The following is a 25,207-nucleotide window of genomic DNA, read 5'->3' as shown; positions in this document are numbered from 1 at the left end:
CCTATAACAAGAAAGAGAGCGCCCCATGGATCAATCGACTCAGGCAAGGAACGCTTGGCGCGTTCTGTTTCTGCTGTTTCTGGCCAACCTGTTCAATTTCTTCGACCGCACGATTCCCGCGATCATCATCGAGCCCATCCGCAAGGAGTGGTCGCTGAGCGACTTTCAGCTCGGCATCATCGGCACCGCCTTCACCCTGGTGTACGCAGTGGCCGGGCTGCCGTTGGGGCGCATGGCCGACAACGGCTCGCGGCGCAAGTTGATGGGCTGGGGGCTGGCGGTGTGGAGCGGGCTGACGGCGGTAAACGGTCTGGTCGGCAACTTCTGGGCGTTTCTGCTGGTGCGCATGGGCGTCGGGATCGGAGAGGCGAGCTATGCGCCCGCGGCCAACTCGTTGATCGGCGACCTGTTCCCCGCCCACCGCCGCGCCCGAGCCATGGGCATCTTTATGCTGGGATTGCCCCTGGGGCTGCTGCTGGCGTTCTTTACCATCGGCGCGATGGTGCAGGCGTTCGGCAGCTGGCGCGCGCCGTTCTTCATCGCCGCGGTGCCGGGGCTAGTGCTGGCGGTGTTCATGTTCTTCATTCGCGAGCCGGCCCGGGGCGCCGCTGAAAGCGTGGCCATTTCCCAGGAGAAAATCGACCGGCCGATCCGCCGCGTGCTGTCGATTCCTACGTTCCGCTGGCTGGTGCTCGCCGGTCTGGCGTTCAACTTCGCCACCTACGCGTGCAACTCGTTCATGGTGCCGATGCTGCAGCGCTACTTCTTACTGCCCTTGCAGGAAGCCGCGATGGCCACCGGCATGATCGTCGGCGTGACCGGTCTCGTTGGCCTGACCGTCGGCGGCTGGGTGGCGGACAAGCTGCATCAACGCTGGAGCAACGGCCGCCTGATGTTTGCCGCGATGAGCATGGTGGTCGCGACGCTGTGCACCGGTTATGCGCTGCACGCCGGACGCATCGAGATCGGCGTGTTCGTTGGCGTCTTCAGCCTGGGCTGGCTGTTTTCCTACAACTTCTACACCTGCGTTTACACTGCGATTCAGGACGTGGTGCAGCCCCGACTGCGCGCCACGGCCATGGCGCTGTTCTTTGCTGGTCTGTATCTGCTGGGCGGCGGGCTGGGACCGGTGGTGGTGGGGCTGCTGTCGGACCATTTCGCTCACTCCGCCATGTACGCCGCGCAGGTCGAGTATATGACCGAACCGTTCAAGGCGGTGGGGCTGCACGACGCGATGTACTTGATACCGGTGGCGTTGTTTTTCGTGTTGGTGTTTCTGGTGCGCGCGTCGAAGTGCTTCAGCGCTGATGCGCAGCGGATGCGCGAGGGGATGGTGGCGGATGATCCGGTGGGGCAGGGGGTGAAGCCGTCCGTGGCGTGACCGAAAAGGGGACAGATTTATTTACGGTGAAGCGTTGTAAATAAGATCAGTCCCCTTTTACGGCCAGTCTCGTGGGTTTAGCCGGCGACCAGCACCCGAATCGCTTCCAGGCGCAGCGCGGCTTTTTCCAGCATGGCCAGGCCTTGCTCACGTTGCTCACGCAATGCCGCCAGTTCGCTGTCGCGCACGGTCGGGTTGACCGCTTGCAACGCGGTCAAACGCGCCAGCTCTTCTTCGGTGTCTGCCGCCAGACGTCGCTGGGCTTCCGCCACACGTTCAGCGTGCTTCGGCGCGATTTTGCTTTCGGCGGCGTTGATCTGCGGGTTGAGCACGTCGCGCTGTGCCTGAATGAACTTGTTGGCGCTGGCCCGGGGCACGCTCTCCAACTGATCGTTCAGGGTGGTGAAGGACACGCGGCCCGACAGGTCGTTGCCGTTGCCATCCAGCAGGCAACGCAGCGCGGCCGGCGGCAGGTAGCGGCCCAGTTGCAGCGAGCGCGGCGCGACCACTTCACTGACGTAGAGCAATTCCAGCAACACGGTCCCGGGTTTCAGCGCCTTGTTCTTGATCAGTGCCACGGCGGTGTTGCCCATCGAGCCGGACAGCACCAGATCCATGCCGCCCTGCACCATCGGGTGTTCCCAGGTAATGAACTGCATGTCCTCGCGGGCCAGCGCCTGATTGCGGTCGTAGGTGATGGTCACGCCTTCGTCGTCGCCCAGCGGGAAGCTGGCGTCGAGCATCTTCTCGCTCGGCCGCAGGATCAGCGCGTTCTCCGAGTGGTCTTCACTGTCGATGCCGAACGCGTCGAACAGGGTTTCCATGTAGATCGGCAGGGTGAACTGATCGTCCTGCTCAAGGATGGCTTCCACCAGCGCTTCGCCTTCGCCGGCGCCGCCGGAATTCAGCTCCAGCAGACGGTCGCGGCCAGTGTGCAGTTCGCTTTCCAGACGCACGCGCTCGTTGCGCGCCTCGGTCACCAGCGCCTGCCAGTCGTCCTCGTCGCCGCCTTCCAGCTGCGGCAACAGGCGCGGACCGAATGTATGTTGCAGCGCATTGCCGGTCGGGCAAGTGTTGAGGAATGCGTTGAGCGCCTCGTGATACCACTGGAACAGCCGCTCTTGCGGGCTGGTTTCCAGATAAGGGACGTGCAGCTCGATGATGTGCTTCTGGCCGATCCGGTCCAGACGTCCGATCCGCTGCTCCAGCAGGTCCGGGTGCGCAGGCAGGTCGAACAGCACCAGATGATGGGAGAACTGGAAGTTGCGGCCTTCACTGCCGATTTCCGAACAGATCAGCACCTGGGCGCCGAACTCTTCGTCGGCGAAGTACGCTGCCGCGCGGTCGCGCTCGAGGATGTTCATGCCTTCGTGGAAGACCGTCGCCGGGATGCCGGAGCGCACGCGCAGGGCGTCTTCCAGGTCCATCGCGGTTTCGGCGTGGGCGCAGATGACCAGCACCTTCACGCGCTTGAGCATTTTCAGGGTGTCGATCAGCCAGTCAACGCGCGGATCGAAGCGCCACCAGCGCTCTTCTTCGCTGAGCTCGCTTTGGGCCTGGAAGCTGACTTCCGGGTACAGGTCGGCGTGTTCGCCAATCGGCAGCTCCAGGTATTCAGCCGGGCAGGGCAGGGGATACGGGTGCAGTTTGCGCTCCGGGAACCCTTGCACGGCGGCGCGGGTGTTGCGGAACAGCACGCGGCCGGTGCCGTGACGGTCAAGCAGTTCGCGGATCAGGCGGGCACTGGCTTCGGCGTCGCCGGCGGCAACAGCGGTCAGCAGCGCTTCGGCTTCGGCGCCGAGGAAACCACGGATGGTCTCGTTGGCTTTTGGCGACAGCGTGCCTTGGTCCAGCAGCTCCTGAACGGCTTCGGCCACCGGGCGATAGTTTTCGCTCTCGGCGCGGAAGGCGTGCAGGTCGTGAAAACGGTTCGGGTCCAGCAGGCGCAGACGGGCAAAGTGGCTGTCTTGGCCGAGCTGCTCGGGAGTTGCGGTCAGCAGCAGCACGCCGGGAATGACTTCGGCCAGTTGCTCGACCAGCGAGTACTCGCGGCTGACCTTTTCTTCGTGCCAGACCAGGTGGTGGGCCTCGTCGACGACCAGCAGGTCCCAGCCCGCCGCGAACAGCGCATCCTGGGCCTTCTCGTCTTCAACCAGCCATTCCAGCGACACCAGCGCCAGTTGCGTGTCTTCGAACGGGTTGCTGGCATCGCTTTCGATGAAGCGTTCGGCATCGAACAGCGCGACCTGCAGGTTGAAGCGGCGGCGCATTTCCACCAGCCACTGGTGCTGCAGGTTTTCCGGTACCAGGATCAGCACCCGGTTAGCGCGGCCCGACAGCAACTGGCGGTGGATGACCAGACCGGCTTCGATGGTTTTACCCAGCCCCACTTCGTCCGCCAGCAAGACCCGCGGCGCGATACGGTCGGCGACTTCACGGGCGATGTGCAACTGGTGAGCGATCGGTTGTGCGCGCACGCCGCCCAGGCCCCACAGCGAGGATTGCAGCTGGCGGCTGGTGTGTTCGAGGGTGTGATAACGCAGGGAGAACCACGGGAGTGGGTCGATCTGCCCGGCAAACAGGCGGTCAGTGGCCAGACGGAACTGGATGAAGTTCGACAGCTGGGTTTCCGGCAGGGTCACGGGCTGGTTCTGCGCGTTGAGGCCGTGGTAGACCAGCAGGCCGTCGACGTCGTCGACTTCGCGGACGGTCATCTTCCAGTTTTCGAAGTGGGTGATGGTGTCACCCGGCGAGAAGCGCACCCGCGTCAGCGGCGCATTGCGCAAAGCATACTGGCGCGTGTCGCCAGTGGCCGGATAGAGCACGGTCAGCAAGCGGCCGTCCTGAGCCAGAACGGTGCCCAAACCCAGCTCGGCTTCGCTGTCGCTAATCCAGCGTTGCCCCGGTTGATACTGCTGCGACATGCTGCCTGACTCCCGCCTTGAAAAAGCCGACTATGTTAACGGAACAAGGCGCCCAGGCCAAAGCCACATTGTAAAAACGCCCGTATATAGTGGGTAGCGCGCCTGAGGCGGGCACTTGCTGCGAAAAACATAGTCGAAACTCGCGCTTGAATCGGCTCAAGTCGACGAAACGGCAGCCGACAGCTTGATAACAGGAGACCATTACCATGCTGCCACCGCTGATCCCACTGAGCGCGGCCCCCGTGACTTCGCAGCTGGACCCGGTCAAACCCACCCCGGACATCCCGCCGGTAACGCCGATTCAAAAGAGTTCGAGCGAAACCAACATCGACCTGGGCGAACGTGACCGCGAGCAGGCCGAATTGCTGCTGCGCGAAGAACAACGTCGCCACCAACGCCGCCGCAGCGACCGGCGCGTGGCCGACCGTCACCCTGATCTTCAAGAAGGCCCGGCCATTCCCGGGGATTTCCTCAATGCCGACGACACCGTGCCGGTGGTGCCGATCATCGACGACGAGCCGCGTCAGGGTTTGTGGGTCGATCTGAAAGTCTGAGGCGCTGGTCAGCGCCGCCTCGATTGCGCATTATTGGCGGCAACAGCTATTCACGAGCGATACGCCATGAGCGATGACGGAAAACTGGTAGACCTGAGCGCCGAGCGCGCCAAGCGTGTTCACGACCTCAATGACAAACGCCTGAACGAAGTCCGCAGCGCTTTCGAGCAGGCTATGCCGCTGGGCAAGGGCAAGAAGAAAGCCAAGAGCAAACCGAAAAAACGCTGACCCGCCTTCCGTTCGTCCCCCGTCTGCCGGCTGCTGTTTGTGATTCACGCCGGCATTGACCTGAGTCAATTCCTCTCGCCACCCCACTGATTACTCTGCGCCCATCAAACAGACTCGGGCAGAAGGAGTGCGCATGTTTCTCGACCACGCAGTGATAGCCGGCGTCATGACGGTGGGGCTGACGATGGTGATTTATTCAAGCGTCGGACTGTTCATCTGGAGAGACTCACCCCGGCGCGGAAGACGCTGAGTCTTCTACACAAAGAGCACGCAAGGCATATTGGGCAACTTCGGTTGCCCATTTTTTTTGCGTTATGGCTGTGCGTGCTGATTGCTGCGCCGGGAGGATGCTGGCGCCGGCTCAACCCACGGTGATGGGTGGCAGATCGGCCAGGGTCACGGTCTGCAGCTTGCGTGGCGCGAGGATCTCGGCCTCGCCATCCACCACCAGTTCATCGTTCTGATTGAACACGCGAGTGGCGATGCGCACGCGGAATTTCGGCAGTTTCTCGAGGATTTCCAGGCGCACGGTCAGGGTGTCGCCGATCTTCACCGGCTTCTGGAAGGTCATCTGCTGACCCAGGTAAATCGTGCCCGGGCCAGGCAGTTCGCAAGCCACCGCCGCGCTGATCAATGCGCCGCTGAACATGCCGTGGGCGATGCGATCCTTGAACATGCTTTTGGCCGCAAATTCAGCGTCCAGGTGCACCGGGTTGCGGTCGCCGGACATCTCGGCAAACAGCTGGATATGACGCTCTTCAACGGTTTTGCTGTAGCTGGCGGTCTGGCCGACTTCAAGGGCTTCGTACGGCGTGTTGGTGACTTGGGTCATGGGGTGTCCTGTGACAATTAAGAAAGATGAACCACTGACGTCATTCGCTGCGGCGCGGCCTTGGCTTCTGCAGCGCCTGTTCAAGCCAGGCGAGCAGGTCTCGGGTGACCTCTTCACGGTTGGTCTCGATGAGGATCTCGTGACGCGCCTGCGGATAGACCTTCAGCGTAACAAACGGGTGGTCGGTGCCGCTCAGAGCGTCGGCCAGATGCGTGAGACGCTTGCCATCGCTCACCGGATCACATTCGCCACCGATAATCAGGATCGGCAGTCCGGGATCGATCTGCGCCAGGTTCGAACGCTTGCTGATCTGCTGCAGGCCGCCGAGCAGGTCCATCCACAGTTGATTAGTGCAGCGAAAGCCGCAAAGCGGGTCATTGCTGTAGGCGTCAACCTCGGCCGGGTCGCGATTGAGCCAGTCATAGCAGGTGCGTGCGGGCTTGAAGCGTTTGTTGAAGGAGCCGAACGACAAGTGTTCGATCAGCGCACTGCGCCCGGTCGGGCCTTTCCGCCAGCTTTCAATACGGGCGACCAGCGCCGCCGAGCGATAGAAGGTGACGGGATGGTAATTCGAACCGCTGAGAATCACGCCCTGCAAACTGGCGCTGTGGTGCAGCAAATAACCCTGGGCGATGTAACTGCCCATGCTGTGACCCAGCAGGAACACCGGCACCCCCGGATGACGCACCGCAATCGACGCTTTCAGCGTGGCCAAGTCGCCGACCACTTTGTTCCAGCCGTCCTGGTCGGCGTAATGGCCCAGGGTGCCATAGGTCGCCGAATGGCCGTGGCCACGCTGATCGGCGCCATACAGGGCGAAACCTGCTCGCATCAATGCCTTGCCCAATCTGTCATAGCGCCCGGCGTGCTCAGCCATGCCGTGGGAAAACAGGACCACCGCCCGGGCATTGCCCATCGGCCTCCAGGCATGCACATAGAGTCGACTGTGATCTTGAGCGTCCAGCCAAAAAGCTTCGTGTTCCATCGCGGTTCCCTGGCCCCTGTAAAAAGTTGTCTCAAAAAACGCAGTGGCGAGCGCTTCGCTTGAGTGTATAGCGGTAGCCGGATGGCAGGCTGGTTACCCGCAAGATTCACACCGGTGATGACGCGGCGACGACTATTTGCCTTCTATGCCATAGCTGCTAACGTCCGGCAAACGCCCGTTTAAATTCCACGGGGCCAGCACACTCAGGTAAGAGGATAAAAACAACATGCAACCTGACTTCTGGAACGACAAGCGCCCCGCTGGCGTTCTTTCTGAGGTGGACCTTCAGGCGTACAATTCGGTGGTCGAGGTCTTCGAGCGCAGTTGCCGCAAACACGCCGATCGCCCAGCCTACAGCAACATGGGTGTCACCCTGAGCTACGCAGAGCTTGAACGCCAATCGGCGGCGTTCGCCGGTTACCTGCAACAGCAGACCGACCTCAAACCCGGCGACCGCATCGCCGTGCAGATGCCCAACCTGATCCAGTACCCCATCGCCGTGTTCGGTGCCATGCGCGCCGGCCTGATTGTCGTCAACACCAACCCGCTGTACACCGCCCGGGAGATGCGCCACCAGTTCAAGGATTCCGGTGCGCGCGCACTGGTCTACCTCAACGTTTTCGGCAAGAACGTGCAGGAAGTGCTGCCGGACACCGATATTCAGTACCTCATCGAAGTGAAAATGGGCGACATGCAGTCGGCGGCCAAAGGCTGGCTGATCAACACGGTGGTCGAGAAGGTCAAGAAGCTGGTGCCGGCGTATCACTTGCCCCAGGCCATCCCGTTCAAACGTGTGCTCAAGCTCGGCAAGGGCGATCGTCTGCAGCAGATGCCGCTGGCGCTGAAAGACGTTGCTGTATTGCAGTACACCGGCGGCACCACCGGTTCGCCGAAAGGCGCGATGCTGACCCACGGCAATCTGGTCGCCAACATGCAGCAGGTCTATGCCTGCATGCAGCAGCATGGGCCGGACGGGCAGCCGATCTTCAAGCAGGGCAGCGAGATCATGGTGGCGCCGCTGCCGCTTTATCACATCTATGCGTTCACCTGTAATTGCATGTGCATGATGGTCAGCGGCAATCACAACCTGCTGATCACCAACCCGCGGGACATCGGCGGCTTCATCAAGGAACTGAAGAAGTGGAAGTTCTCGGCGATGCTCGGCCTGAACACGCTGTTCGTGGCGCTGATGGACCATCCCGAATTCAAAAACCTCGATTTCTCTACGCTGCGCCTGACCAACTCCGGTGGCACCGCGTTGGTTAAAGCCACCGCCGAGCGCTGGCTGCAACTGACCGGCTGCCCGATCGTCGAAGGCTACGGCCTGACTGAAACCTCTCCCGTCGCCACCGCCAATCCTTATGGCAATCAGTCCAGGCTGGGCACGGTGGGCATGCCGGTGCCGGGCACCACGGCGAAGGTCATCAGCGACGACGGGATCGAAATGCCCGTCGGTGAGCGCGGCGAGCTTTGCCTCAAGGGGCCGCAGATCATGCGCGGTTACTGGAACAAACCAGAGGCCACCGCCGAGGTGCTGGACAGCGAAGGCTGGCTGAAAACCGGCGATGTCGCGGTGATCGACCCGGACGGGTTCATCCGCATCGTCGATCGCAAGAAAGACCTGATCATCGTTTCGGGCTTCAATGTCTACCCGAACGAGATCGAGGACGTGGTTTCGCGGCACCCGAAAGTGGCGAACTGTGCAGTGATCGGCGTTCCCGACGACCGTTCGGGCGAAGCTGTGAAGCTGTTCGTGGTGCCGAGGGATGCAACGCTGACAAGCGAGGAGTTGAAGGCATACTGCAAGGAGAACTTCACCGGCTACAAGATTCCCAAGCAGATCGTGCTGCGTGAGTCGTTGCCGATGACGCCGGTGGGGAAAATCCTGCGGCGGGAGTTGCGGGATATCGCCTGATTCTGCGGCGATTGCTCATCAGCTTCAATCCCAGGAAAACGGCGTGTTGATCACGCCGTTTTTTTTGCCTGGTATTTTGCTGCTGGGTTTAATCGGACCGCGTTAAATGAACATCGACGTAGGACATTTCCGAAATTTAGGTTCATTGCTCTAAACGTGACCGTCGCATATTCAAGAGTCAGATATGTGACTGGAGAGCCCGCTTTTGGCTCTAGGCGGCCTCTGGCAAAGCTGATACGCTCGCCCCGCTTTTTGTGCCATGGGTCAACAAAAAGCGGTGACTACAAAATTCCAAACACAAGAAATCATCGCATCAAGCGGTGTGTAGAAACGCTGTCGCTGAGGAGTCGGCTTTTATGCTCGAAAACTTCTGGAAGGATAAATATCCGACAGGTATCGCCGCCGATATCGATCCGGATCAGTATCCGAACGTACAGGCCGTATTGAAACAGTCCTGCGAGCGTTTCGCCAACAAACCTGCGTTCAGCAATCTGGGCAAGACCCTCACCTACGGCGAAATGTACACGCTGTCCGGTGCCTTCGCTGCGTATCTGCAACAGCACACCGACCTGCAACCCGGCGACCGCATCGCCGTGCAGTTGCCCAATGTGCTGCAGTACCCGGTCGCGGTGTTCGGCGCCATTCGTGCCGGGCTCATCGTGGTCAACACCAACCCGCTGTACACCGCGCGGGAAATGGAACACCAATTCAATGACTCCGGTGCCAAGGCGCTGATCTGCCTGGCGAACATGGCGCATCTGGCCGAGAAGGTCGTGCCCAAGACCGGCGTCAAGCACATCATCGTCACCGAAGTTGCCGACCTGCTGCCGCCGCTCAAGCGCCTGCTGGTCAACAGCGTCATCAAGTACGTGAAGAAGATGGTCCCGCCGTTCCACTTGCCCAAGGCGGTCAAGTTCAACGACGTGCTGGCCAAGGGTCACGGCCAGCCGGTGCAGGATGTTTCGCCGAACGGCAACGACGTCGCGGTGCTGCAATACACAGGCGGCACCACCGGCGTGGCCAAGGGCGCGATGCTCACCCACCGCAACCTGATCGCCAACATGCTGCAATGCCGGGCGCTGATGGCGGCCAATCTCAACGAAGGCACGGAGATTCTGATCACGCCGTTGCCGCTGTACCACATCTATGCGTTCACCTTTCACTGCATGGCGATGATGCTGAGCGGCAACCACAACGTGCTGATCAGCAATCCGCGTGATCTGTCGGCGATGGTGAAAGAGCTGTCGAAGTGGAAGTTTTCCGGCTTCGTCGGGCTCAACACGCTGTTCGTTGCGCTGTGCAACAACGCCGACTTCCGCCACCTGGATTTCTCCTCGCTGAAGCTCACCCTCTCGGGCGGCATGGCCCTGCAAACCGCCGCGGCCGAGCGCTGGAAAGAAGTGACCGGCTGCTCGATCTGCGAAGGTTACGGCATGACCGAAACAAGCCCGGTGGCGTCGGTCAACCCGTTCCAGAAAATCCAGATGGGCACCATCGGCATTCCCGTGCCCTCGACCCTGTGCAAGACCATCAATGACGCTGGCGAAGAGCTGCCGTTGGGTGAAGTGGGCGAGCTGTGCATCAAGGGCCCGCAGGTGATGAAGGGTTACTGGCAGCGTCAGGACGCCACCGACGAGATGCTCGATGCCGACGGTTGGTTGAAAACCGGCGACATCGCGATCATCCAGCCGGATGGCTACATGCGCATCGTTGATCGCAAGAAAGACATGATTCTGGTCTCCGGCTTCAACGTGTACCCGAATGAACTGGAAGACGTACTGGCGACCCTGCCGGGTGTTCTGCAGTGCGCGGCCATCGGTATTCCGGACGAGAAATCCGGCGAGGCGATCAAGCTGTTCGTGGTATGCAAACCGGGCACGACCTTGAGCAAGGATCAGGTCATGGAGCACATGCGCGCCAACGTCACCGCTTATAAGGTGCCGCGCAGCGTGGAATTCCGCGACGCCCTGCCGACGACCAACGTCGGCAAGATCCTGCGCCGCGAACTGCGTGACGAAGAGCTGAAAAAGCTGGCGCTGAAAAAGCCGGCGTAAGTCAGCCCTGACAACCACAGACCCCGCCAGCGTGCGGGGTTTGTTGTTTAAGGCGGGCATGGATTGTCACGGCGGTATCGCTGAATGCCCTGGCCCCTTCGTGAGCAAGCTCACTCCCACTGGTCCAGCGGCCTTCCCGAGACTGAGTCCATCCCCATCCTGTGGGTTGGTAAAAGACCTCGAATTGGATGCGATCCTGTGGGAGCGAGCTTGCTCGCGAAGGCTTAGTTTCATTCACTGGAGAAAGTGGCTGAACGCCCCCGGCCCCTTCGTGAGCTCACTCCCACAGGGTTCGCGTTGTCCCACATTGGGTGGCCTGCCACATGATCTATGAAGGCGTAGATATGCAGACCTGCCTCCACCCCACCAAATCTGCGACAATCCGCGCCCTGCATTCAGATAGAAAGATTCCGCGCCCTGATGACCGACGATTCGACTTCCATCGACCAACTCTTCAAAAACCTCGACCACGCGATGATCAGCGATCGTCATCGCTTGCGCCGGCAATTGCATGAGCTGCGCAAGAAACCGGACGAGACGAAGCGGGCGCAATGGGTCGAGCGCGTGCGGGCATCGTGCGCCCGTGTGCAGAGTCGCGCCCAAAGCGTGCCGACGATGCGCTACGACGAAAACCTGCCCATCGCCGCCAAGCGCGACGAGATCAAGAAAGCGATTCTTGAACATCAGGTCTTGATCATCGCTGGCGAAACCGGCTCGGGCAAAACCACGCAGTTGCCGAAAATCTGTCTGGAAATCGGTCGCGGGCAGCACGGGCTGATCGGCCACACCCAGCCGCGTCGAATCGCCGCGCGCAGCGTCGGCAGCCGCGTTGCCGAAGAAATCGGCACGCCGCTGGGCGGTCTGGTGGGTTATCAGGTGCGCTTCGAAGACCAGAGCGACGAAAACACCCTGATCAAGCTGATGACCGACGGCATCCTGCTCGCCGAAACCCAGCACGACCGCTATCTTGAGCGCTACGACACGATCATCGTCGACGAAGCTCACGAACGCAGCCTGAACATCGATTTCCTCCTCGGTTACCTGAAAACCCTGCTGCCGCGCCGTCCGGACCTGAAGGTCATCATCACCTCGGCGACCATCGACCTCGAACGCTTCTCCGAGCACTTCGACAAGGCGCCGGTCATTGAAGTCTCGGGCCGGACCTTCCCGGTGGAGACCTGGTACCGGCCGATGACGGCCCAGCAGGACGAAGAGGGCAACAGCATTGAGGAAGACCTGACCGTCGATCAGGCCATCCTCGCCGCGTTGGACGAGCTGGCCGCCTTCGAACGCAGCGAGCGCAAGTCCCCCGGCGATGTGCTGGTGTTTCTGCCCGGCGAGCGGGAAATCCGTGACGCCGCCGAGATGCTGCGCAAGGCGCAACTCAAGCACACCGAAATCCTGCCGCTGTACGCGCGCCTGTCGCCGGCCGAACAGCAGCGCATCTTCCAGTCGCACCCGGGCCGTCGCGTGGTGCTGGCGACCAACGTTGCCGAGACCTCGCTGACCGTACCGGGTATTCGCTACGTCATCGACACCGGCACCGCGCGCATCAGCCGCTACAGCTACCGCGCCAAAGTGCAGCGCCTGCCCATCGAAGCGATTTCCCAGGCCAGCGCCAACCAGCGCAAGGGCCGTTGCGGTCGGGTCGAGCCGGGCCTGTGCGTGCGCCTGTACAGCGAGGAGGATTTCCTCTCGCGGCCTGAATTCACCGATCCGGAAATCCTGCGCACCAACCTCGCGGCGGTCATCCTGCAGATGCTGCATCTGCGACTGGGTCAGATCACCGATTTCCCCTTCATCGAGCCGCCGGACGGCAAGGCAATCAGCGACGGTTTCAACCTGTTGCAGGAGCTGTCGGCGGTCGACCGCGTAAACAACCTGACGCCGATGGGTCGACAACTGGCCCGCCTGCCGGTGGACCCGCGTATGGGCCGCATGTTGCTGGAAGCCGCGAAGCAGGGCAGCTTGCAGGAAGTGTTGATTGTCGCCAGCGCCATGTCGATTCAGGACCCGCGCGAGCGTCCGCCGGAGCGTCAGCAGGCCGCCGATCAGGCCCACGCGCAGTGGAAAGATCAGGACTCCGACTTTGCCGGACTGGTCAATCTGTGGCGTGGCTTCGAAGAACAGCGCCAGGCCCTGACCGCCAGCCCGCTGCGCAACTGGTGCCGCCGCAACTTCCTCAATTACCTGCGCCTGCGGGAATGGCGTGACTCCCATCGCCAACTGAGCCTGATCTGCCGCGACCTGCAATTAACGGTCAACAAAGAGCCCGCCGATTTTCCGAAATTCCACAAGGCGGTGCTCTCGGGCCTGCTCAGTCAGATCGGTCAGAAGACCGAAGACGGCGATTACATGGGCGCCCGTCAGCGGCGGTTCTGGGTGCATCCGTCATCGGGGCTGGGCCGCAAGCGCCCGCAATGGATCATGGCTGCCGAGCTGGTGGAAACCACCAAGCTGTATGCGCGCATGGTGGCGAAGATCGAGCCTGACTGGATCGAACCCCTCGCCGGGCACCTGATCAAGAAAAACCACTTCGAACCCCATTGGGAAAAGAAGCGCGGCCAGGTCGTCGCCTTCGAGCAGATCACGCTGTTCGGCCTCATCGTCGTGGGGCGTCGGCCGGTGCATTTCGGGCCGATCGACCCGGTGGTGTCCCGCGAGTTCTTCATTCGCGAAGGGCTGGTGCGCGGTGAGATCCAGTCCCGGGCCAAATGCCTCGCCGCCAACACCAAGCTGCTGGAACAGCTCGACGAACTGGAGGCCAAGGCGCGGCGCCGCGACATCCTGGCTGATGAAGAAACCCTGTATCGGTATTACGACGAACGCTTGCCGGCGGAGATTCACCAGACCGCGACGTTCGACGCCTGGTACCGGATGGAAAGCCAGAAGAACCCGCAGTTGCTGATCATGCGCGAGGAAGATGTGCTCGCCCGGGAAGCCAGCGAGGTCACGGCCAATCAGTACCCGGACACCTTGCGCCTCGGCGAACTGACCCTGCCGCTGACTTACCACTTCGAGCCCAACCACCCGCGCGATGGCGTGACCCTGCGGGTGCCGGCGCCGCTGTTGCTGTCGTTGCCGGCCGAGCGCCTGGAATGGCTGGTGCCGGGGCTGCTGGAAACCAAATGCGTGGCGCTGGTGCGCAATCTGCCCAAGGCGCTGCGCAAGAATTTCGTGCCGGTGCCTGACTTCGTCAAAGCCGCGTTGCAACGGATGGTCTTCGCCGAAGGCTCGTTGCCCCAGGCGTTGGGCCGTGAGCTGTTGCGCATGACCGGCGTGCGAGTGACCGACGAAGCTTGGGCCGAAGCGGCACAACAGGTGGAAAGCCACCTGAAAATGAACCTTGAAGTGGTCGACGCCAACGGCAAGTTCCTCGGTGAAGGCCGTGAGCTGGATGAGCTGACCGCCCGTTTCGCCGAGGCCGGACAAGCCGCGTTGGCGGTGCCTCAATCGGCGAAAGGTCAGCAGCCGGTCGAGGCCAAGGGCTTTGCGGCAGTGGCCGAAAAGACTCAACAGCAGATCGCCGGCCTGTCGATGACGGTGTATCCGGCGCTGGTGGAAGAGGGCGGCGCGGTCAAGGAAGGGCGTTTCTCGACCCAGGCCGAAGCCGAATATCAACACCGTCGAGCGCTGCAACGGCTGTTGTTGCAGCAACTGGCCGAGCCGACCAAGTTCCTGCGCAGCAAGTTGCCGGGACAGACCGAGCTGGCCTTGCTGTACCGCGACTTGGGTCGGGTCGATGGGCTGATCGAAGACATCCTGCTGGCGAGCCTCGACAGCTGCATTCTTGAAGGCGAAACGACGTTGCCCCGAGACGGCGCCGGCCTGCTGTCCCTGGCCGAGCGCAAGCGTGGCGGTCTGACCGAGCATGCCGAGCGGCTGGCGAGGCTGACGCTGGAAATCCTCAAGCTCTGGCATGGCCTGCAAAAGCGCTTCAAGGGCAAGATCGACCTGGCCCAGGCCGTGGCGCTGAATGACATCAAAGGTCAGTTGAGCAAGCTGGTGTATCCCGGTTTCGTCCGCGAGACGCCGGCGGTGTGGCTCAAGGAACTGCCGCGTTACCTCAAGGCCATTGAAATCCGTCTTGAAAAGCTCGGCAGCCAGGCGCAAAAGGACCGGGTCTGGAGCATCGAACTGGGCAATCTCTGGGCGCAGTACCAGACCCGCGCCGACAAACACGCTCAGGAAGGTAAGCGCGACCCGGAACTGGTGGTGTATCGCTGGTGGCTGGAGGAATACCGCGTGTCGCTGTTTGCCCAGCAACTGGGTACCAAAGTACCGATCTCGGACAAGCGCCTGAACAAGCAATGGACCCAGGTCGAGGGTTGATCCCCTCGGCCCGCAGTCCCGATTACATTACCCGATAGCGCGAAATGGCGGCCGTTATGGCAAACTTCGCGGCTAAACTTCATAGCGTCATAAACATCCGTCGTCCGCCAAGCGGGTTGCTGCCTCGTTGCATTGGGACTTTCGTCCCAGAACCACCGACGCCCTGCTTGTGCTGGCTGTTCAGCTGCTGCCGTCAGTGAGCTGCTTTTATCTCGAGAGGAACGACCGTGTACGAAGTCGTGATCAGTGGCACCGGGCTTTTCACCCCCGTCAACAGTATTTCCAACGATGAGCTGGTGCAGTCTTTCAACACCTACGTGGCCCAGTTCAACGCCGAAAATGCCGCCGCGATCGAAGCGGGAGAGGTTCAGGCACTGACGGAATCCAACGCGGCGTTCATCGAAAAAGCCAGCGGCATCAAAAGCCGTTACGTGATGGACAAGGACGGCATTCTCGACCCCCAGCGCATGAAGCCTCGCCTGCCCGAGCGCTCCAATGACGAATGGTCGATTCTCTGCGAGATGGGCGTTGCCGCGGCCAAACAGGCCCTGCAGCGTGCCGGCAAGACCGCCGCTGACATCGACGGCGTCATCGTCGCCTGCTCCAACCTGCAGCGTGCTTACCCGGCGATCTCCATCGAAATCCAGGCGGCGCTGGACATTCAGGGCTTCGGCTTTGACATGAACGTGGCGTGCTCCTCGGCCACCTTCGGCATTCAGACCGCCTGCAACAGCGTCAAGCTGGGCCAGGCCCGGGCGCTGTTGGTCATCAGCCCTGAGATCTGCACGGCGCACCTCAACTTCCGCGACCGCGACAGCCACTTCATCTTTGGCGATGCAGCCACGGCGGTGGTGGTCGAGCGCGCTGACCTGGCGACTTCCGCGCACCAGTTCGACATAGTCGGCACCAGGCTGCTGACGACGTTCTCCAATAACATCCGCAACAATTTTGGTTTCCTCAACCGCACGGCGGAAGAGGGCGAAGGCAAGGCGGACAAACTGTTCGTGCAGGAAGGCCGCAAGGTGTTCCGCGACGTCTGCCCGATGGTCGCCGAACTGGTGGCTGCGCACCTGGACGAGAACCAGCTGAACGTCGGCGACGTGCAACGGTTCTGGCTGCATCAGGCCAACCTGAGCATGAACCACCTGATCGTGAAGAAACTGCTCGGCCGCGACGCCACGGTCGAGGAAGCCCCGGTGATCCTCGACCGCTACGCCAACACCAGCTCCGCCGGTTCGGTGATCGCGTTTCACGAACACCAGGACGACCTGCCAAGCGGCGCGCTGGGCGTGCTCAGCTCGTTCGGCGCGGGGTATTCGATTGGTAGCGTGATTCTGCGCAAGAAGTGATGCGTGCGGCATGACTGCCGGCTAAACATGTGGGACTGTGCCAGCTGCGCGAGAGGGAATCTCTCGTACAGTTGTGGGATCCGCAGAAGATCCTAGGGTCCACAAAAAAAGCCCGGCGCTGCTCTGTCGGAACGGATGATGGGGATCCGACAGGGCAACGGCGGGCTTGAGGTCTGTAGCGGCTCCAAACGGCAAGAACACGCCGCTTGAAGCTTTCAGCTTGTCACTTGCAGCTTATAGCTCGTAACTGCCTTTCTTAGAACTTCGCCAGCACGTCCAGTTGCAGCGTGTTCGCATCCTGATCACGCGGCAGCGCAGAAGTCGCGAAGTCCGCTTTGGTCAGGAAGTACGTCGCGCCGACTGCGAAGTTCTTGTCGATGTCGTAGGAAATAGCCAGCTTGTGACCGCGCGAACCGGTAGTGCCGTTGGCAAAGTCGGAGTCGGTGAAAGCACCCACCACAGCGTTACGCTGTGTATCGCGGTAGTTGTAGTCCAGACCGAAACCGAACACCTTGGTTTTCACACCGGCCAGCCAGGCCGTGTCTTCGTCGCTGTTGGTGGCGCTGTTGACCACGTACTGACCGTACAGGCCGACCGGCACGACAAAGCCGGTCAGGTCCAGTTGCCCGAAGCCTTCATACAGGCGGAAGTCAGTGGTGTTGTTGCCGTTGATGCTCAAGCCACAGAACGTCGTGCTGGTGCTGGCAGCGGCCGGATTACAGTCGTTGGAGTTCTCGTAGTTGTAGACCGAGCCACCGACCGTCATCTTCACGTTGTCGGTGATGGCGATCCGCGTACCCAACTGAGCGGCGTTCAGGCGCAGGTCGTTTTTGAACTGCGTCCCTTCGCCGCTGATGTTGTCCTTGAGGGTGTAGGTACCGGCGCTGCCGAACAGCTCGAAGCCCTTGTTGATCGGCAGGCTGTAAGTCGCGGCCAGACCTTCAGGGTTGATGTCGTTGTCCCAGATCACGTCGCCTTCGCTGACCCATGGCTGAGCCATCTTGCCGCCGATGACGTGCAGGTTCTGGATGGCGGTCGGGTGGTAGTCGATGAAGCCTTGATCCAGCCACAGGTCTTTCTTGGTGAAGTAGTCGTTCTGGTCAACGTTGGTGGAGTTGGCCTTGTTGTCGCCACCGGTGGCGATACGGATACCGGTGCTGACTTGCGGGTTGATCTCGCTGTAGGCGCCGAGACGCACACGGATGCGCTGACGGTTTTTGTCCTGGCTGTTGTTCTGGTCGTCGATCTTGACCGTCTCTTGCCGAACGCGAACGTCGCCTTTGAATTGAGTCTTCGCTGCCCATGCCACTTTCTGCTCGAAGGCAGACAGTTCGGAGGACTTGGCAGCGGTGGCGGCGGCGATCTGGTCGGAGGTCGCTTTCTGGGCCTGTTGCTGAGCCAGCTGGTCTTTGGTCAGCTCGGTTTGCAGTTCGGCGTATTGGGCAGGTGAAATCGAGCCGTTGGCCTTCAGCATGTCGAGCAGTTTCGCGTCGACTGCGGCGCTGGCCGGAACGCTCATGGCCAGCAGCACACCACCACACAGGGCTGCCGCAGTTTTCGTGGAAGCAAGACGCATATCAATCTCCGTAACTGAGAAGGGATGACCGAATCATCCAGGAATCAACCGACCATTGGCGGGCGGGGAAAGGTCAGAGCGCTTAGAACCTGATGTTCTGAAAACAGGCGCCAGTATTGCGGCCGTTTATGACGAAACAGTGGCAAGGTGATGGCATGTGGATGACATGTGAAAATTTTGTTGAAGCCGCAGGCTAGAGCGTTCTGTCGAGTAAATTCACGTGCAGACCCTGTGAATAAGTGATACTGCGCAGACGTTAGCGCGACCACACGACTGCACCAGGAGTGGCGAGATGTCGTTACACCGTTTGGATAAATTGTCGGACCTTGCCCCTGAACAGTGGGACGCCCTGATACCTGGCGACTCACCCTTTCTGCGCCATGCCTTTCTCAGTTCGCTGGAAGACAGCGGCAGCCTCGGGCCCCGTTCCGGCTGGCGCGCCGAGCACTTGCTGCATTACGAGGGCGAGCAGCTGATTGCCGCGCTGCCGGCGTACCGCAAGTGGCACTCTTACGGCGAGTACGTCTTCGATCACGCCTGGGCGGACGCCTGCCGTCGCGCCGGTCTGGCCTATTACCCCAAGCTGCTGGTGGCTGTGCCGTTCAGTCCGGTCAGCGGGCCGCGCCTATTGGCAAAGACCCCCGAAGATGGCCGCGAACTGCTCGCCTGCCTGCCGGGCTATGCCCAGGGCGAGGAGCTGTCCAGCGTTCACGTCAACTTCACCGACCCGATCGCCGACGCGTTGCTTGCCGAACAACCCGGCTGGCTGCAGCGCATCGGCTGCCAGTACCACTGGCAGAACCGCGGCTACCGGGATTTTCAGGATTTCCTCGATGCCTTGAGCTCACGCAAGCGCAAGCAAATGCGCAAAGAGCGCGAGCAAGTGGCGGGTCAGGGCTTTGATTTCGACTGGCTGGAAGGGCACGAGCTGAGCGAAGCGCATTGGGATTTCGTCTACGCCTGCTATTCCAATACCTACGAAGTGCGTGGGCAAACGCCGTACCTCACGCGGGAATTCTTCAGCCTGGTGGCCGAGCGCATGCCCGACGCGATTCGTGTGGTGCTGGCGCGACAGGGTTCACGGCCGGTGGCGATGGCGTTCAGCCTGATCGGCGGCGACAGCTTTTACGGCCGCTACTGGGGCTGCCTGGCCGAGTTCGATCGGCTGCACTTCGAAACGTGTTTCTACCAGGGCATGGACTACGCCATTGCCAATGGCTTCAAGCGCTTCGACGCTGGCGCCCAAGGGGAGCACAAGTTGATTCGCGGTTTCGAGCCGGTCATCACCCACTCGTGGCACTACCTGGCTCACCCGGGATTGCGAGAGGCAGTGGCGGATTTTCTGACCCAGGAACGGGCAGGAATTCTGGCGTACGCCGAAGAAGCGCGCGGGGCCTTGCCGTATCGGCAGGAGTAGCCCGATCTGTCTGGGTCCGATCAAGCGTGAACAGCTTTGTTGGCTTTGCCCTGACAACGCTGTCTCGTGGCAAGCTCAACCCTTGTGGGGGTGAGCTTGCTCACGAAGGCGGCATCGGAACCTCCCAGGACATCCGCCCCGGGCCTATTTCTTCAAGGGTCAATCCACCCCGACAAACCCACCGGTCTGATGCGCCCACAGCCGTGCATACAGACCTTTGTGGGCCAGCAGCTCGCCATGGGTCCCGCTTTCAGCAATCACGCCGTTTTCCAGCACGATCAGGCGGTCCATCCGTGCGATGGTCGACAGCCGGTGAGCAATCGCGATCACCGTCTTGCCCTGCATCAGCGTTTCCAGACTCTCCTGAATCGCCGCTTCCACCTCCGAATCCAGCGCGGACGTCGCTTCGTCCATGATCAGGATCGGCGCGTCCTTGAGCAGCACGCGGGTGATGGCGATGCGCTGACGCTGACCACCGGACAGTTTCACGCCGCGCTCGCCCACATGGGCATCCAGCCCGGTACGACCTTCGGAATCTGTCAGCAGCGGGATGAACTCATCGGCGCGGGCCTTGCGCATGGCTTCCCACAATTCAGCGTCGGTCGCGTCCGGTTTGCCGTAAAGCAGGTTGTCGCGGATCGAGCGGTGTAACAGCGACGTGTCCTGGGTGATCATGCCGATGTGCGAACGCAGGCTTTCCTGGGCGACGTGGGAAATGTCCTGATCGTCGATCAGGATCCGCCCGCCTTGTACGTCATACAAACGCAGCAGCAGATTCACCAGCGTGGATTTACCGGCGCCCGACGGCCCGATCAATCCGATCTTCTCGCCCGGCTTGATGTCTAGGTTCAGGCCGTGAATCACGCCCTTGCCCTTGCCGTACTGGAAGTTGAGGTCTTCGAATTTCACTTCGCCACGGCTGACGGTCAGCTTCGGCGCAGCGTCCCGATCGGTGATGCCCACCGGCTGAGCGATGCTCTGCAGACCGTCCTGGACCATGCCGATGTTTTCGAAAATGCCGTTGACCACCCACATGATCCAGCCGGACATGTTGACGATGCGAATCGCCAGACCGGTCGCCAGCGCAATCGCTCCCACCGAAATTAGCGACTGGGTCCACAGCCACAACGCCAGGCCCGTGGTGGTGACAATCAGAATGCCGTTGAGCGTGGTGATCACGGAGTCCATTTCAGTGATCACGCGGCCGGCCAGCTGGGTCTTCTCGGTTTGTTCGCTGATGGCCTCGCGGGCGTACTGCTGCTCGGAATTGGTGTGGGCAAACAGCTTGAGCGTGGCGATGTTGGTGTAGCCATCGACGATGCGGCCCATCAGTTTGGAGCGCGCATCGGAAGACATAACGGAGCGCGCTTTCACCCGCGGCACGAAGTACCGGAGGGCGAGGACGAACGCGATGATCCAGCTCAGCAGCGGAATCATCAGGCGCCAGTCGGCTTCGGCGAACAGCACCAGCGCGCTGATCGAATAGATCAGCACGTGCCACAACGCGTCCACCGACTGCACCGCGGAATCACGCAGCGCATTACCGGTCTGCACGATGCGTTGGGCGATGCGCCCGGCGAAGTCGTTCTGGAAGAAATTCAGGCTCTGCTTGAGCACGTAACTGTGGTTCTGCCAGTTGATCATGCTGGTCATGCCGGGGCTGATGGTCTGATGCACCAGCAGGTCGTGCAGGGCAACGAAGATCGGGCGCAGCACCAGCGCGACGATGACCATCCACGTCAGCTCGAACGCATGTTCGCGGAAGAAATTCGGGTTGGGTGTGCCTTGGGCCAGATCGATGATGCGACTCAGGTAGCTGAACAGCGACACCTCGATCAGCGCGCCGATCAATCCAACTACCAGCAACGCGGCAAAGCTGGGCCACACCTGACGCAGGTAATACACGTAGAACGACGTGACAGTGTTGGGCGGGGCGGCGGTGGGGGCTTCGCGGAAGATATCGATCAGCTGTTCAAAACGGCGATAGAGCATTGGCAATGACGCCCACGCTTGAGCGGGCTCTCCTTTTGGTGGGGATTGAACACAGCGGCTTGAGAGCAGCTCAATGACAGTCTTCGGTTCAGACCGCATGAAAACGCGATTGCTCACGCTGATTCAAGGGCCGGGGCCTGAAAATGCAAAAGCCGGGCAGACGCCCGGCTTTTGCGCTTGCGGCAAGCTTAGTTCACGCGCTTGGCCGTCTTGATGTAGATCGGGTCAACCGGCACGTTCTGCATCCCGCCTTTGTTGCCAGTCTGGACGTTGACGATCTGGTCAACGACGTCCATGCCTTTCACGACCTTGCCGAACACGGCGTAACCGTAGTCACGGGCACCGTGGTCGAGCATGGCATTGTCAACGACGTTGATGAAGAACTGGCTGGTGGCCGAGTTCACGTCCGAGGTCCGCGCCATGGCGACGGTGCCGCGCACGTTGTGCAGGCCGTTATCGGCTTCGTTCTTGATTGGGTCGTTGGTGGATTTCTGTTGCATCTGCGCCGTGAAGCCGCCGCCCTGCACCATGAAGCCCGGGATAACGCGGTGGAAAATGGTGTTGTTGTAGAAGTTGCTGTCGACGTACTTGAGGAAGTTCTGGGTGCTGACGGGCGCCTTGTCCTGGTTCAGCTCGATTTCCACATCGCCGAAGCTGGTGGTCAGCACAACGTGAGGCGCCGGAGCGGCCATCAGATTGCCGGCGAACAACACGGCAGCGGCGGAGAGGGCGATTTTCTTCAGCATGGGCAGAGTCCTGAAATTGATGTCGACTGCGAAAAAACAGGCGTAAGGGAAGCACGTTTGCGCGGATTTGGACAGTGGGGGGTTTGGCGCGCGCTGATTTCAGTAGGACCGGCTTCAGCCGGGAAGGGGCCTGCTTTATCACCCTCACTCCTGCGGTGTGACACCCGATGCCTTCCCGGCTAAAGCCAGTCCTACAGGTGCACGCGCTGTTCTTGTGGGACCGGCTTTAGCCGGGAAGAGGCCGGATGGAGCACCCTCATATTTGCGGTGTGACACCCGACGCATTCCCGGCTAAAGCCGGTCCCACTGACTGCACGCGTTGTTTACAGCATCTGCTGCGGCGCCGGGAAGGGCGCGTCCAGCGGCGCGGTGTCGAAGCTCTGGATCAGCTCAATCAGGATCTGCGTCGCTGGCCCGAGCGGTTTGTCCTTGCTGGAATACAGATAGAACGTGGGATGCCGACTGCCGCCTTTATCAAGAGGCAGGATTTTCAGCACGCCCTCCTGGATCTCCCGCTCGATGATGTGGCGCGGCAACCAGGCAAAGCCCAACCCGCTGCTTACAAACGCAGCGGCCGTCGCAAGGCTGCCCACCGTCCAGCGCTGTTCGGCGCCGAGCCAGCCGACGTCGCGCGGCTGATTGCGCCCGGAGTCACGAATCACCACCTGCAACTGGCTTTCCAGGTCCTGGAAATTCAACTCACGTTGCAGTTGATGCAAGGCATGGCCGGGATGGGCCACGGCGACGAACTCCACCTTGCTCATCTCATTCCCGAGATACCCCGGAATGCTGAAGCCGCTGATGGCGAGATCGGCTACACCTTCCAGCAACACTTCCTCCACCCCCGACAGCACTTCCTCACGCAGTCGCACCCGACATCCGCGGCTTTGCGGCATAAAAGCTGTCAGCGCTCGCACCAGCCGGGCGTTCGGGTAAGCGGCGTCGACCACCAGACGCACCTCGGCCTCCCAACCCTGTTCCATATGATGGGCGAGGTCCTCCAGTTGGCTGGCGTTCTTCACCAGTTGCCGCGAGCGCCGCAACAAGACTTCACCCGCCTCGGTCAGCACGGCTTTGCGGCCGTCAATGCGCAGCAGCGGAACGCCGAGCTGGTCCTGCATCCTGGCGACGGTGTAGCTGACCGAGGACTGCGAACGGTGCAGCGCTTCGGCGGCCTGAGCAAAGCCGCCATGGTCGACAACGGCTTGCAGCGTGCGCCATTGATCAAGGGTCACGCGGGGCGCTTTCATCTCTCGCTCCTGTTGTCCTAAGCTGGCGGTCCCTGAATGGAGACTGCCCCATGAAAAGAATCTGTTGTGTGCTGCTGGCGATGCTGCCGCTGAGCGCGTTTGCCTACCCGATTGACGTCGAGAAAGACATCAAGGGCGTGCAGGTGGACTACAACAGTCATGACGTTGCCTACGACATCGGCAACATCACCCTGAATAACTTTGGCGATGTTCCTGCCAAGTGCAGCGTGGTCTTTCGCAACGGGCCGGAAGCCCCGCGCACGCGCCGGGTTCAGGTCGCGCCGAAAAGCAGCACCGAAGTCACCGCGAAATTCACCCGCGACATCGTCAAACTGCGCATCTCCCTGAGCTGCGAGCCTCTGTAACCCACGCATCAGCGTCGACGGAGCGTACGTCGGCTTCGTCGATAAAACAAATTCTTGGATGGGTTCGGGGCGAAAGCTGGCTTCTTTGATCGATATGCCTGCCGTCGGTACGGCGAGGGGATTGCCCTCCGAACGCTGGCGCGGCATCCGCCTGGACGCCTTAATCGCCCGTTAATCCCACCCCTTGAAGATGCTCGCGTTCATCGACACTCCATTGGCACTCGTTCGCTCCTGAGTGCATTGCCCGATCGACCCGCAGGACTGCGCCGGGTCGATCGGGTTTTTTCTTTCCGTGTCCCGAGTCGCCGCAAACGGTGGCGAGCCGACTGCTTAATAGACAGGCCATGGCCAACCGGCTAAGGTCGCCGCCTTCAAAAAAGGGGCAACCATGGGCTATCTACTTTTCGTGACGCTGATTCAGGCGTTTTCCTTCAGCCTGATCGGCGTCTATCTGGCCGGGCACGTCGACAGCTACTTTGCCGTGCTGCTGCGCGTCGTGCTGGCTGGGTTGGTGTTTATCCCGCTGACGCGCTGGCGTCGCGTCGAGCCTCAATTCATGCGCGGCATGCTGTTGATTGGCGCGCTTCAGTTCGGCGTCACCTACGTCTGCCTGTACCTGAGCTTTCGCGTGCTGACGGTCCCAGAAGTGCTGCTGTTTACCATCCTCACGCCGCTCCACGTCACGCTGATCGAAGACGCTCTTAACCGGCGCTTCAATCCGTGGGGCCTATTGGCGGCCATGGTCGCGGTGCTCGGCGCCGTGATCATTCGTTACGACCGGGTTGATCCGAATTTCCTCGGCGGCTTCCTGCTGCTGCAGGTGGCGAATTTCACCTACGCCGCTGGGCAGGTGCTCTACAAACACCTGGTGGCCCGTTACCCCAGCGATCTCCCGCATTACCGTCGCTTCGGCTATTTCTACCTCGGCGCCCTGGCCGTGGCGTTGCCAGCATTTCTGCTGTTCGGCAATCCGCAGCATCTGCCGGACGCGCCTCAACAGTGGGTTGTGCTGCTGTTCCTCGGCCTGTGTTCCACCGCCCTCGGCATGTACTGGTGGAACAAAGGCGCGTGTCTGGTCAACGGCGCCACACTCGCGGTGATGAATAACCTGCACGTGCCGGTGGGGCTGCTGATCAATCTGTTGATCTGGGGGCAGAACGAGGACCTGGGCAAGCTGTTTTTAGGCGGGCTGGTGATTGTTTCTTCGGTGTGGATCAGTCGGCGCGGTCTTGTTCAACGCCGGGCCATTCTCTGAAACAGCCGGGTTAGACGCCCGCGTCACCGACATCAGCGAGGGTGATGTTAGA

At 61.1% G+C, this 25,207-nt stretch carries 18 protein-coding genes; 11 read left to right on the top strand and 7 right to left on the bottom strand.

The window, feature by feature from the left end:
- The first annotated feature begins 25 nt into the window (after positions 1–25).
- On the top strand, positions 26–1,381 hold the full coding sequence (locus ACYASU_RS02760) for a spinster family MFS transporter (protein ID WP_463581891.1): 1,356 nt from the start codon (positions 26–28) through the stop codon (positions 1,379–1,381).
- A gap of 77 nt (positions 1,382–1,458) precedes the next feature.
- Here the strand turns inward: ACYASU_RS02760 and rapA are convergent, their stop codons facing one another.
- On the bottom strand, positions 1,459–4,305 hold the full coding sequence (gene rapA / locus ACYASU_RS02755; RefSeq protein ID WP_463581890.1) for an RNA polymerase-associated protein RapA: 2,847 nt from the start codon (positions 4,303–4,305) through the stop codon (positions 1,459–1,461).
- A 206-nt stretch (positions 4,306–4,511) separates the two neighbouring features.
- Here rapA and ACYASU_RS02750 point away from each other — a divergent pair, with 206 nt between their 5' ends.
- From ACYASU_RS02750 to ccoM, 3 genes are all read left to right on the top strand, one after another.
- Entirely contained in the window at positions 4,512–4,859 is a 348-nt protein-coding gene (locus ACYASU_RS02750; RefSeq protein ID WP_192171549.1) for an aspartate-semialdehyde dehydrogenase, read from the top strand.
- Between the two features lie 66 nt (positions 4,860–4,925).
- Positions 4,926–5,087: a hypothetical protein gene (locus tag ACYASU_RS02745; protein WP_192171548.1), complete on the top strand. Its 162-nt coding sequence runs from the start codon at positions 4,926–4,928 to the stop codon at positions 5,085–5,087.
- Between the two features lie 133 nt (positions 5,088–5,220).
- On the top strand, positions 5,221–5,337 hold the full coding sequence (gene ccoM, locus ACYASU_RS02740; protein WP_463581889.1) for a cytochrome c oxidase subunit CcoM: 117 nt from the start codon (positions 5,221–5,223) through the stop codon (positions 5,335–5,337).
- Positions 5,338–5,448: 111 nt separating this feature from the next.
- Here the strand turns inward: ccoM and ACYASU_RS02735 are convergent, their stop codons facing one another.
- Positions 5,449–5,919: a MaoC family dehydratase gene (locus tag ACYASU_RS02735; protein WP_192171547.1), complete on the bottom strand. Its 471-nt coding sequence runs from the start codon at positions 5,917–5,919 to the stop codon at positions 5,449–5,451.
- A gap of 40 nt (positions 5,920–5,959) precedes the next feature.
- Positions 5,960–6,904 carry a lysophospholipase gene (locus tag ACYASU_RS02730; RefSeq protein ID WP_463581888.1) on the bottom strand — a complete coding sequence of 315 codons (945 nt, stop codon included), beginning with the start codon at positions 6,902–6,904 and terminating at the stop codon, positions 5,960–5,962.
- A gap of 226 nt (positions 6,905–7,130) precedes the next feature.
- On the opposite strand from ACYASU_RS02730, the gene fadD2 reads away from it, so the two are divergent.
- The 4 genes from fadD2 to ACYASU_RS02710 all read left to right on the top strand — a co-directional run bounded on the left by fadD2 (position 7,131) and on the right by ACYASU_RS02710 (position 16,554).
- Positions 7,131–8,819, top strand: a complete 1,689-nt coding sequence (gene fadD2 / locus ACYASU_RS02725; RefSeq protein WP_463581887.1) for a long-chain-fatty-acid--CoA ligase FadD2 — start codon at positions 7,131–7,133, stop codon at positions 8,817–8,819.
- A 356-nt stretch (positions 8,820–9,175) separates the two neighbouring features.
- Positions 9,176–10,873, top strand: coding sequence for a long-chain-fatty-acid--CoA ligase FadD1 (gene fadD1 / locus ACYASU_RS02720; protein WP_192171544.1), 1,698 nt, complete (start codon positions 9,176–9,178; stop codon positions 10,871–10,873).
- Between the two features lie 420 nt (positions 10,874–11,293).
- On the top strand, positions 11,294–15,205 hold the full coding sequence (gene hrpA / locus ACYASU_RS02715; protein WP_463581886.1) for an ATP-dependent RNA helicase HrpA: 3,912 nt from the start codon (positions 11,294–11,296) through the stop codon (positions 15,203–15,205).
- A 227-nt stretch (positions 15,206–15,432) separates the two neighbouring features.
- Positions 15,433–16,554, top strand: coding sequence for a beta-ketoacyl-ACP synthase III (locus tag ACYASU_RS02710; protein WP_463581885.1), 1,122 nt, complete (start codon positions 15,433–15,435; stop codon positions 16,552–16,554).
- Positions 16,555–16,810: 256 nt separating this feature from the next.
- Here the strand turns inward: ACYASU_RS02710 and ACYASU_RS02705 are convergent, their stop codons facing one another.
- Positions 16,811–18,130 (bottom strand): putative porin, encoded by a 1,320-nt coding sequence (locus ACYASU_RS02705; RefSeq protein ID WP_192171541.1) that lies wholly within the window; start codon positions 18,128–18,130, stop codon positions 16,811–16,813.
- A 292-nt stretch (positions 18,131–18,422) separates the two neighbouring features.
- Here ACYASU_RS02705 and ACYASU_RS02700 point away from each other — a divergent pair, with 292 nt between their 5' ends.
- Complete coding sequence (locus ACYASU_RS02700) at positions 18,423–19,547, top strand: GNAT family N-acetyltransferase (protein WP_463581884.1); 1,125 nt, start codon at positions 18,423–18,425, stop codon at positions 19,545–19,547.
- A 159-nt stretch (positions 19,548–19,706) separates the two neighbouring features.
- Here the strand turns inward: ACYASU_RS02700 and ACYASU_RS02695 are convergent, their stop codons facing one another.
- The 3 genes from ACYASU_RS02695 to ACYASU_RS02685 all read right to left on the bottom strand — a co-directional run bounded on the left by ACYASU_RS02695 (position 19,707) and on the right by ACYASU_RS02685 (position 23,535).
- Complete coding sequence (locus tag ACYASU_RS02695) at positions 19,707–21,539, bottom strand: ABC transporter ATP-binding protein (protein ID WP_463581883.1); 1,833 nt, start codon at positions 21,537–21,539, stop codon at positions 19,707–19,709.
- Between the two features lie 188 nt (positions 21,540–21,727).
- A complete protein-coding gene (locus tag ACYASU_RS02690; protein WP_463581882.1) occupies positions 21,728–22,285 on the bottom strand; it encodes a peptidylprolyl isomerase in 558 nt (185 codons plus the stop codon).
- Positions 22,286–22,608: 323 nt separating this feature from the next.
- Positions 22,609–23,535 (bottom strand): LysR family transcriptional regulator, encoded by a 927-nt coding sequence (locus ACYASU_RS02685; RefSeq protein ID WP_346630691.1) that lies wholly within the window; start codon positions 23,533–23,535, stop codon positions 22,609–22,611.
- A 50-nt stretch (positions 23,536–23,585) separates the two neighbouring features.
- On the opposite strand from ACYASU_RS02685, the gene ACYASU_RS02680 reads away from it, so the two are divergent.
- Both ACYASU_RS02680 and ACYASU_RS02675 read left to right on the top strand, forming a co-directional pair.
- A complete protein-coding gene (locus tag ACYASU_RS02680; RefSeq protein WP_065992674.1) occupies positions 23,586–23,900 on the top strand; it encodes a 3-phosphoglycerate kinase in 315 nt (104 codons plus the stop codon).
- Positions 23,901–24,288: 388 nt separating this feature from the next.
- Complete coding sequence (locus tag ACYASU_RS02675; RefSeq protein WP_192171535.1) at positions 24,289–25,155, top strand: carboxylate/amino acid/amine transporter; 867 nt, start codon at positions 24,289–24,291, stop codon at positions 25,153–25,155.
- The last annotated feature ends 52 nt before the right edge of the window (positions 25,156–25,207 follow it).

It is taken from the genome of Pseudomonas sp. HP_12, assembly GCF_055283955.1.
Note: the sequence above shows the minus strand (reverse complement) of the source record. Positions and strands in the feature narration are given on the sequence as shown.

What these genes read in the sequence shown, in the direction of transcription:
- ACYASU_RS02735 (WP_192171547.1), bottom strand. Translation starts at nt 5,919, where the DNA reads ATGACCCAAGTCACCAACACGCCGTACGAAGCCCTTGAAGTCGGCCAG.
- ACYASU_RS02705 (WP_192171541.1), bottom strand. Translation starts at nt 18,130, where the DNA reads ATGCGTCTTGCTTCCACGAAAACTGCGGCAGCCCTGTGTGGTGGTGTG.
- ACYASU_RS02760 (WP_463581891.1), top strand. Translation starts at nt 26, where the DNA reads ATGGATCAATCGACTCAGGCAAGGAACGCTTGGCGCGTTCTGTTTCTG.
- fadD2 (WP_463581887.1), top strand. Translation starts at nt 7,131, where the DNA reads ATGCAACCTGACTTCTGGAACGACAAGCGCCCCGCTGGCGTTCTTTCT.
- ACYASU_RS02685 (WP_346630691.1), bottom strand. Translation starts at nt 23,535, where the DNA reads ATGAAAGCGCCCCGCGTGACCCTTGATCAATGGCGCACGCTGCAAGCC.
- ccoM (WP_463581889.1), top strand. Translation starts at nt 5,221, where the DNA reads ATGTTTCTCGACCACGCAGTGATAGCCGGCGTCATGACGGTGGGGCTG.
- ACYASU_RS02680 (WP_065992674.1), top strand. Translation starts at nt 23,586, where the DNA reads ATGAAAAGAATCTGTTGTGTGCTGCTGGCGATGCTGCCGCTGAGCGCG.
- rapA (WP_463581890.1), bottom strand. Translation starts at nt 4,305, where the DNA reads ATGTCGCAGCAGTATCAACCGGGGCAACGCTGGATTAGCGACAGCGAA.
- ACYASU_RS02695 (WP_463581883.1), bottom strand. Translation starts at nt 21,539, where the DNA reads ATGCTCTATCGCCGTTTTGAACAGCTGATCGATATCTTCCGCGAAGCC.
- ACYASU_RS02750 (WP_192171549.1), top strand. Translation starts at nt 4,512, where the DNA reads ATGCTGCCACCGCTGATCCCACTGAGCGCGGCCCCCGTGACTTCGCAG.
- ACYASU_RS02730 (WP_463581888.1), bottom strand. Translation starts at nt 6,904, where the DNA reads ATGGAACACGAAGCTTTTTGGCTGGACGCTCAAGATCACAGTCGACTC.
- ACYASU_RS02745 (WP_192171548.1), top strand. Translation starts at nt 4,926, where the DNA reads ATGAGCGATGACGGAAAACTGGTAGACCTGAGCGCCGAGCGCGCCAAG.
- hrpA (WP_463581886.1), top strand. Translation starts at nt 11,294, where the DNA reads ATGACCGACGATTCGACTTCCATCGACCAACTCTTCAAAAACCTCGAC.
- ACYASU_RS02675 (WP_192171535.1), top strand. Translation starts at nt 24,289, where the DNA reads ATGGGCTATCTACTTTTCGTGACGCTGATTCAGGCGTTTTCCTTCAGC.
- fadD1 (WP_192171544.1), top strand. Translation starts at nt 9,176, where the DNA reads ATGCTCGAAAACTTCTGGAAGGATAAATATCCGACAGGTATCGCCGCC.
- ACYASU_RS02700 (WP_463581884.1), top strand. Translation starts at nt 18,423, where the DNA reads ATGTCGTTACACCGTTTGGATAAATTGTCGGACCTTGCCCCTGAACAG.
- ACYASU_RS02690 (WP_463581882.1), bottom strand. Translation starts at nt 22,285, where the DNA reads ATGCTGAAGAAAATCGCCCTCTCCGCCGCTGCCGTGTTGTTCGCCGGC.